A 6,000-nucleotide genomic window follows, 5' to 3' on the forward strand; every position below is an offset into this window, starting at 1 on the left:
CAGCCGCGTGCCGCTCGGTCGGCCAGGCGGGCTGGTGGTTCGTCACCCTGGAGCAAGCTGCCAGGCCGAACTGCTCGCCCGAGCGGCCGGCACCCCGATCGGCAGCCGCCGTCGTCAGCCGCGGCCGTCTACGTCGAACCGGCCGCTCACTGCGCCGACTGGTTCAGCTTCCGCCCTCTGTCTGACCAGATCACCGCCGAGGAACCCAACCTCTTCGACTAGAGCAAAACCATTCTCAATCAACCAGCCCAAGGGAATGCGCATGTCGAGTCCACTCAACAGCGCCCGGGCCGCCGCCCCACCCGAAACCATCGCCGTGGTCGGCACCGGCGCGGTGGGCGCGGCCCTGGCCGCCTGGCTCGCCCGCGCCGGACACCGCGTGATGGCCTGCAGCCGGAGCGCGCCGGAGCGGCCGGTGGTCGTGATCGATGACGGCGACGGCCCTCGGGCTTACCCGGTGCGCTGGCACGCCGCGCCGGCGCAGGTCGAGTCCACGGCGGACTGGGTGTTCGTTGCGACCAAACTGCCGCACACCCCCGCGGCGGCCAAGTGGCTGTCCGCGCTGGTCGGTCCGAGCACCCGGATCGTCGCCGCCCAGAACGGGGTAGACCACCGTGAGCGGTTCGCCGAACTCACCGACGCGCCCGTCGTGCCCGCGCTGGTCTACTTCATCGCCGAGCGACTGGCGGTGGGCAGCGTTCGGGTTCGGCACCTCGACCGGGGGGATCTGGTGCTGCCCGACGACGAGAACGGCCGGCTGGCCGCCCGGCTGTGCAACGAGAGCGGGATCGTCGCGGAAACCGAACCCGACTTCACCACCCAGGCCTGGCGCAAACTGCTGATCAACGCCGCAGCGAACCCGCTGACCGTACTGACCGGCCGTCGGCTCGAGGTGCTCCGCGAACCATCGGTCGCCGAACTGGTCCTGGCTCTGTTGGACGAGACCGTCTGGGTGGGACGGACGGCCGGGGCGCGGTTCGACGCGTCCTCGGCGTCGGAGGCGCTGGCCTGGCTCCGAGCGCTCGACCCGGACGGCACCTCTTCGATGCTGCAGGACCGGGAGAACAACCGAGGCCTGGAACACGAAGGACTGACCGGCACGGTGGTGCGCCTGGCCCGCCAGCACGGCATCCCCACCCCGGTCAGCGACACCGTTCTGGCCCTGCTGCGCGGCCTTTCGACGAGCCCGGCCGGCAGCTCCCGGTAGACCTGAGGACACCGTGAGCGATCGCCTTGTGATCGCGGACCGAACACCAGCAGAGAGGGCCTGATGACAACAACACCCCAGAAAGCACTTGGTTTCTTCGGGGAAGATGCTGATTTCGCGACGCTGTCCGAGGTCACCGACGCGGCCCGTGCCGGGCTGTCGCCTGACGTCCGCGACTTCCTGGACGGTGGCGCGGGGCGGGAGGTGACGCTGCGGCGGAACCGACAGGCACTAGACCGCTGGGCCTACCGCCCGCGGGTCATGACCGGGCTCGGCGTGCCGGATCTGGCCACGTCTTTCCTTGGCATTCCGCTGGGGCTTCCGATCCTCACCGCGCCGTTCGGCGCGGATGGACTGTTCCACCCCGAGGGACACCGCGCCGTCGCTCGGGCCAACGCCGCCGAGGGCGCGGTCAGCATCGTGCCGGAGGCAGGCACCCACTGCCTCGAAGCCGTCGCGGAAGCGGCCCCGGTGGCCGCCCGGATCGCCCAGGTGCACCCGATGGGCCGGCCCGCGAACTTTTTCGCCCTGCTGCATCGGATCGAGGACGCTGGCTATGACGCCGTGTGCGTCACCGTCGACTGCCCGACCGCCGGCTGGCGTGAGGGCAATCGGCGCCACAGGTTCAACCTGGACCCGGCCGTCATCAGCGGCAACTACCCCGCCAGCGGTCCGGTCGCGCTGGACGAGGTTTTCGGGCAGCTGTTCACCCGCACCGAGCCGGTCTGGACGTGGGCCGAGCTCGGCGAGCGGATGGCTACGACCCGGCTGCCGTGGATGGCGAAGGGCGTCCTGACCGCTGAAGCCGCGTCAGCTGCGGTGGACGCCGGCGCCTCGGCGGTCCTCGTGTCGAACCACGGCGGGCGCCAGCTCGACGGGACCCCCGCGGCGCTCGACCAGCTGCCCGAGATCGCCGCGGCGATCGGTGACCGCGCACAGATCGCCCTCGACAGCGGTATCCGGTCGGGTAGCGACGTGGTCACGGCGCTGGCGCTGGGCGCCGAGGTTGTCGTGATCGGCCGGCTCGCGGCCTACGGTCTCGCGGCAGCCGGCGGGGCCGGAGTCCGGCGCGTCCACCAGCTACTGCGAGACGAGATGCGCACGATCCTCACCCTGCTCGGGGCCGGTAGCGTGCGCGAGCTCGGCCCTGCCTTCCTGCAGGAGGTACGGCCCTGACGACCCGCCTACCAGGGAAGATAGCTCGGCGGGCAGCAGTCGCGGCGGCTCGAGAGGGCGATGTCGCCGTGGGAATGCGGGCAGTACCTCAAGTTCGCGGGATGGCCGGTCGGCACGGACCGTGGCTTCGGCCAGGAGACATCGGCTCGGCCGCAGCAGGTGCGGCGGCAGCACCGACACCGTGACGTGCTGGATCGGCTCGTCGCCCGCGGGCTGCCCGCGTGAGGTGGCGACAAGCCGGCCGTGCGGTACCGGGTGCCACCGCCGCGACGAGCGGCCCGCCGGTCGATCTCGCGCTCGATCGGTGTGGGGCCGTAGTGCCCAGCTTGGTGGGATCGGCGGTAACGGACTCGGGATCATTCGACGCGGGCCGGTTGCCGGGCCCGCTCCGCGGTGTCCTCGCCGGGCAGCTGCAGGTCGACCACGCTGATGTTGACCTCGACGACCTCGAGGCCGGTCATCTGTTCGATGGAGCCGATCACGTTGCGCCGGATCGAGCGGGCCAACTCGACGATCGCCACCCCGTATTCCACGACGATGGTGAGATCGATCGCGGCCTGGCGTTCGCCGACCTCGACCGCCACGCCCTGGCTGCTGCTGGCCCGCGCACCCGGGATGCGTTCGCGGACCGCGCCCATCGCACGCGCCGCGCCGCTACCGAAGCCGGCGACGCCCGTGACCTGCCTCGTGGCCAACCCGGCGATCTTCGATACCACAGGGTCGGCAACCGTGGTCTTGCCCTGGCTGGTTTCCAGATCACTGTCGCGAGTCGCGACCGGCGAGCGGGTCGACGCACTTGCTTCGTTGCGCGGGGTCTCGGGACTGCTCGAGGCCGAGGCTCCGCTCGGGATGGTCGTCATCAGCTATCGATCTCCCTCAGCTGCCGGGAGGTGGTGCCCGGGGTGCTGACTCCTCCCCGGACCAGCGTCAATGTCGTGGAACGCCGCTACCTGCGGATACCCCGCTCACACGATCGAGTTCGACATGGTGATGTGACGTCCATCACAGTCTTGGTGGGCCTGGCGGCAGGGACGCTGCGATGCGGAGCGGCGGGCTCGTGAGTTGCGCGCACTCGATCACTCGGAGCGAGCCAGGTCGTGTCACAGTGCCGGCAGGCCCAGTACCGACGCGAGGCCGACAAGGGCCCAGCTGGTTCCATCCCGGCCGTCCAGCCGGTGGACTCCGTGCGCCGTGCGCGCAACCCGATGGCGGGCCCGGCCCTCAGGCAGCTGACGGGGACGCCCCGGTCGTCTGTCAAGGATTTGTGAGCCTGTCTTCGCCCGTTACCCAGCGGCGAAGGACGCTTTTGAGGACCTTTCCATTGGCATTGCGCGGCATTGTCGTGACATACTCCAGGCGGGGTGGGAATGTACCATTCGGTCATTTCCTGGTCGCTGAGGTATCGGCGCAGTCCGTCAAGGGAAACCGGGGGCTCGGTCGCGGGGGTGATCACTGCGCAGGCCTGCTCGTCGCCGTCGTCTACGGGGTAGCCGACCAGGGCGACGTCCGCGACGCCGGGATGGCAGAGCAGGGCGGATTCGACGTCGGCGACCGGAATCATGAACAGCCCGCCGATGCGGTCGGAGGCGCGGCCCATCAAGCGGATCCCACCACGTCCGTCCGGGATGGCCAGGTCGCCCGTGTCGTACCAGCCGTCGTCCTGCTCGGCGATGACGACGAGTTTGCCGCTGTCGCGGCCGTACGTCGCCAGACATACGCCACCGCCGCGGGCGAAGAGGCGACCGGGCTGATCATGGGTGCTGCTGGAGTCCGGCCGCACGTCGAGATCCAAGGGGACGCAGGCGCGCCCGTCGCTGTGCGCGGCCCAGTCCACCGGGTCGTCCTTTTGGGTCATCGTGCCGAGCCCGACCTCGGTCATCCCCCATGCGACCTGCAAGGGAACCCCGAACACCCGTGGCACCTCAGCGATCAGCGGCCTCGGAAGGGTGGTGCCGCCGCCGCAGAGCGTGCGCAGTGCCAGCGGGGTCTGAGGCTGTCCGTCCCGTGCCGCGATCATGTCCTGGATGAATGTCGGCCCGGTGAACATGATCGAGACCCCTGCTTCGGCCAACAACCTGGCGCCGCGCTCGCCCGACCAGGAGTCCAGCACCACGCCGCACGCCCCGGTCAGCAGCGGTAGAAGAGTGAACAGGTACCCCATTCCGAACATCTGCGCATGGGGCGAGAAGGTCACGTCCTGGGGACCGACGCGCTCCGTCTCGGCCATGCCGGAAACGCCGACATGAAAGGTGTTATTGGTGTGGATGGCCCCTTTTGGTTCACCTGTGGTGCCTGAAGTGAAAAAGAGGATGGCCGCCCGATCCGGGTCTTCCTCCGCGTCGTCCAGGGCGATCGGGTGGCGCTGCTCCCACGGGGTGTTCTCGAAGAACGAGCTGAAATCGATCTCGCCGTCGGCGGCTCTTCCGAGCACCACCCGATGACGCAGCTGCGACAACCGCGGCGCCATCTCGCGCAGCGCAGTGGCGTGGTCCACCCCCGCCCACTCGTCGATCGTGATGTAGACACTCGCGCCCACCCGATCCAGCACGCGCTCCAGCTCACGGGCCCCGATCGTGGTCATGATCGGGGCCAGTACGGCCTGGAGCCGGTTGGCCGCCAGTAGGAGCGGCCCGACCCGCCACCCGTTCGGCGGCCTCATTCCCACCACGTCGCCTGGTCGCACGCCCAGCTCGTACAGCGCCCCAGCGAAGCGCTCGACGTAGTGAGCGTATTCGGCGTAGGTGAGCATGACGGAACTCATCTCCGCAGGGGTGGAGCCGCCCTGATAGGCCCTGATCGCGATGGTGTCGGGAGACTGGTGGCGCCATCGGCGCAGATCCCCGATGGGACCGGAACCACGCCAGATTCCTGCCGCGCGATAATGCTGCGACGCAGCATCGGACGGGCGAATCTCAAAAACGGACATACTTGACCCTTTCGCGGACTGCATTGAATGCGGCGTACAAGGACGTCGGGCCCGCCCCGTGACGTGGCGGCAACCCGACCGTGCTGTACCGGGTGCCACCGCCGTGACGAGCGGGGGCCGGGCTGTGGTCGCGGCCCGGCCCCCCTCGGGCCAGGGATCAGGCGTTGACGGCCTGCTCTCACCGACAATCTGTACACAGAAGATCACCCGGCTGCCGTCCGGCGCCCTTGCGGCCATCCGGTCCGTCCGGACAGTCCGCATCGGTCCTCCCCAGTGCGACTGACAGAGCGTGACCGCCTCGCCCAGCTCCTACAGCGCCATTCGTCCACGGAAGTCGGGACGCCCAGGCGATAGCGGGGACGGACCGCTCACGGGCGACGTCCTGCAGCTCCTCACCGGAGGAGATGTCGTTGGATCGGCATCGCCCAACGCTAGTTCTGAAGGTCAGCCCTGCTGACGCTTCTCTCGCCGGATGTGGTGAGCATCGCGGGACGCCGTGGAACAACGACGCAAAGTCCAGATCGGGCCGCAGCGGTGCGAAGCCCTGATACTGCATGCCGAGCGTGTGAAACGCCTTGGCGTTGGTGCTGGTGGAGAACGCGTGCCGGCGGTCGGCACCGGGTCAGGCGCGGACGAGGTCGGCCGCCCGTTCGGCGATCGCGTAGACGGTGGCGTTGGTGGGGGCGGAGAC

At 69.5% G+C, this 6,000-nt stretch carries 4 protein-coding genes; 2 read left to right on the forward strand and 2 right to left on the reverse strand.

All coding sequences use genetic code 11. The features are described from left to right. Positions 1–262 precede the first annotated feature (262 nt). Entirely contained in the window at positions 263–1,207 is a 945-nt protein-coding gene (locus HF577_RS25970) for a 2-dehydropantoate 2-reductase (RefSeq protein ID WP_169398572.1), read from the forward strand. 63 nt (positions 1,208–1,270) lie between these two features. After that, complete coding sequence (locus tag HF577_RS25975) at positions 1,271–2,383, forward strand: alpha-hydroxy acid oxidase (RefSeq protein ID WP_169398573.1); 1,113 nt, start codon at positions 1,271–1,273, stop codon at positions 2,381–2,383. 356 nt (positions 2,384–2,739) lie between these two features. Here the strand turns inward: HF577_RS25975 and HF577_RS25980 are convergent, their stop codons facing one another. Both HF577_RS25980 and HF577_RS25985 read right to left on the reverse strand, forming a co-directional pair. Continuing rightward, positions 2,740–3,243, reverse strand: coding sequence for an Asp23/Gls24 family envelope stress response protein (locus HF577_RS25980; protein WP_169398574.1), 504 nt, complete (start codon positions 3,241–3,243; stop codon positions 2,740–2,742). 86 nt (positions 3,244–3,329) lie between these two features. Next, the gene (locus tag HF577_RS25985) at positions 3,330–5,309 is read right to left on the reverse strand and encodes an AMP-binding protein (protein ID WP_169398575.1); all 1,980 of its coding nucleotides are present in this window, start codon (positions 5,307–5,309) and stop codon (positions 3,330–3,332) included. Positions 5,310–6,000 lie beyond the last annotated feature (691 nt).

Origin of the sequence: Pseudonocardia xinjiangensis (assembly GCF_012911925.1) — a bacterium.
Taxonomy (GTDB): domain Bacteria; phylum Actinomycetota; class Actinomycetes; order Mycobacteriales; family Pseudonocardiaceae; genus Pseudonocardia; species Pseudonocardia xinjiangensis.